Below are 3,137 nucleotides of genomic sequence, written 5' to 3' on the forward strand. Positions count from 1 at the left end.
CTGAGGGCATAGCGTGGATGGTACGCTAAACAACGCTAAGGGCGAACAATCAGCGAACGCTTAGGCGGCGCGGCTATCCGGCGGCAGATTGAGGGCCTTGCGGCCAGCGGAAGCGGCTGCTCGATCCCAGAGGAAATCGCCCGAGAAAGCAATATGCTCCCAACCTACTGGGGACGTATGGGCGAGTAGATCATCAGGCACCGCGACCGATGTTGATCGTAGATGCTGGGCGGCGGCATCCATGTAGATCGTGTTCCAATAGACGATCGCGGCGACGAGCAGATTGAGGCCGGACGCCCGATATTGCTGCGCCTCGTGGCTGCGGTCGATGATGCGGCCCTGGCGGAATGTGTAGATCGCCTGCGTCAGGGCATGGCGCTGCTCGCTGTTGTTGAGACCGGCATGGCATCGCCGGCGCAGATCGGGATTTTCTAGCCAGTCCAGCATGAACAGCGTCCGCTCGATCTTGCCGATTTCCTGTAGCGCGACATCGAGCTGGTTCTGCCGTTCGTAGGCAGCGAGCTTTCGCAGCATGACCGATGGCGCGACATGGCCGGCCTTGATCGACCCTACGAGGCGCAGCACGTCTTCCCATTGCTCACCGATGATGTCGGTGCGGATACGCTTGCCCAACAGCGGGGTGATGGACGGATAGGCCGTGACCGGCGCGATCGGCGCGAGCCGCCTGTCGGGGAAGTCGCGCAGGCGCGGGCAGAAGCGAAATCCCAGCATCGCGCACAGGGCGAAGACATGATCGGTCGCCCCGCCGGTGTCGGTGTAATGCTCGACGATCCTGAGATCGGTGCCGTGGCTGGTGAGGCCGTCGAGGACATAGGGCGCCTCATGCGTCGCGGCCGAGATCACTTTGACGTGGTAGGGCGCGCGCTGATCAGAATTATGGGTGTAGAAGCTGAAGCCATGATCGACGCCATAGCGGGCGTTGATATCGCCGCCCGACGCGCCGCGCTTCGCGGCCCTGAAGAACTGGCCATCGGAACTGGACGTGGTGCCGTCGCCCCATACTCGTGAGAATGGCAGGCGGTGGTGCGCGTTGATGAGGAGGGCCAGCGCCGCGCGGTAGCTGTCGTCGCGGATATAGGCGTCATGGGTCCAGAGGAGCTGATCGCGCGTGACGCCCTGACTCGCCGCCGCCATGCGCGACAGGCCGAGATTGGTCGCATCGGCGAGGATCGTGGCGAGCAGCGCGTTTTCATTGGGACACGGCTCGCCGGTACGCAGGTTGGTGAACGCCGCAAGAAAGCCGGTTTCCTGCGCCACCTCATGCAGTAGCTCGGTGATGCGGATGCGTGGCATCATGGCATCGAGCCGGTCGGCCAGCGCTTCGGCGTCGGGCGTCGCGATCGTGCGAACGGGGGATATCTGGAGGCGGTCGTCGCGATATCGCACACCCTCCAGAGCGTCGCGCTTCAGGCGCTGGGCAAATTTCTTAAGCCGCCAGTCAAGTTCGCGGCCCCGCTGTTCGAGCCATTCGCCGGCTGTGGGTGGCAGACCGAGAGCCGACACGATCGGCTTCGCCTGGGGTTCGCTGAGCAGGTAGCTGTCGAACCGGCGGTATCCTGCCGATCGCTCCACCCAGACATCCCCGGAACGCAGCTTGTTGCGCAGATGCGCGATCGTCGCGATTTCCCAGAGACGCCGGTTGATCTTGCCGTCATCGCCCACGACGATTTTCCGCCATTCCTTGCGGAAGGGCATCGGAGCGTCGGCAGGCAGATCGCGTTTGCCCGACCTGTTGAGGTCGCGCAGCATCTCGATGGCGGCGATCGTTTTTGCACTGCCCTTTCCGGCCCTGAACTGGAGCGCCTCAAGCAGGTCGGGGGCGAACTTGCGCAACGTCGCATAGCGGTCGGCCGCCACCGTCAGCGGATCAAGGTTGGCGGTTTCCGCGATTGTCGCCACTTCTGGCCTCGCCTTCAGGAGGGTGTTCCACCCGACCGATGCGTCCAGGGCCTCCATTGGATCTTCGCCGGTATCGACCGCATCGGTCAATGCGTCGATTGTCCTGCGAAAGATCAGCATCAGCCGCGCCACATTCTTTGACGTGGTGGCATAGCTGCGCGCCTGGGCGTTCTTCGCGCGGGTGAAGATGCTGCCGATCAGCTTGTCCGCCATCTCCAAGGCGTTATCGGTCAGTCGTTCCTCGAGGTCGAGCAGGAACGCAACCAGCGTAGCGCGCCGTCGGGAGGGAATATATCGCTCGATCATATAGGCAGGCGAAGCGCGGCCTTCCCTGACATATTGCCGAAATCGGTCGGCATGGATGCGGCCAGCCACGTCCGGGGAGATGCCGATCTTCCGCACTTGCCGCAGGCGGTCGAGAATCTGGCGGATGTGATCGGGCCTGGCCGCAACGGGAATGGTCTTGAGCGAAGCGAGTTGGCTCATGCCGCCGGCGTCGTCAAAGACCTGGTCGAGGGCGTGGACCTGTTCGGCGCTAAGATCAGCGATCAGGGCGTAGGCAGCCTGCTTGCGGGCACGCGCGCGTCCCGCACTACTGGCGCGTTCGATGGTGGAGATGGACGGCAGTAGAATCCGGGCCTCGCGAAGGGCGGTGACAACGCCGATCGCTATCGTCATCCCCTTGTCGGTCGCCCATGCCGTTTTCGCGGCCGCTTCGATCATGAAGGGAATGTCGGCGCGGGTTGGTCCACGAAGGCCCGCTCGCATCGCCAGCTCGCGGGCATGGTCCGTCATCGTCTGATCCCGCGCTGCATAGTTGGCCAGGTCGGTTACGTGTAGACCAAGTTGTTCCGCGACGAAGGCGGCGAGATCATGGGGTATCGCTCCCTTGTCCTGTATCAACTGCGCCAGTGTGATGCCCGGGTGCCGCAAGAGCGCGAGTTGCAGCGCGACACCCAACTGGTTCCGTCGCTCCCGTCGTGCGCCGATGATCTCGATGTCCGAAGGCTCGAAGGTGTAGAGCCGGGCTAGATGGTCGCGCTCGCTCGGGATGGCGAGGATCTGATCGCGTTCGCTCTCGGTCAGGAGTTGATGCTTACGCTTCGTCATTCCGATTCCCGTCCACAAAAGGTCATCTGGGCCTATGGACAGCCATGAGTAAAGAGACATAGTATGTGGACGGATATGGATGGGGCGAAGCGATCGCCCTTCAGATC

Annotated in this window: 1 protein-coding gene; it reads right to left on the reverse strand. The window is 63.0% G+C overall.

Annotation, left to right across the window (positions count from 1 at the left end; translation table 11 throughout):
• Positions 1-60: 60 nt before the first annotated feature.
• Complete coding sequence (locus tag KAY22_RS27015; protein WP_015449292.1) at positions 61-3,030, reverse strand: Tn3 family transposase; 2,970 nt, start codon at positions 3,028-3,030, stop codon at positions 61-63.
• Between the last annotated feature and the right edge of the window lie 107 nt (positions 3,031-3,137).

This window comes from Rhizorhabdus sp., assembly GCF_018006725.1.
In the GTDB taxonomy this organism is placed as follows: Bacteria; Pseudomonadota; Alphaproteobacteria; order Sphingomonadales; family Sphingomonadaceae; genus Rhizorhabdus.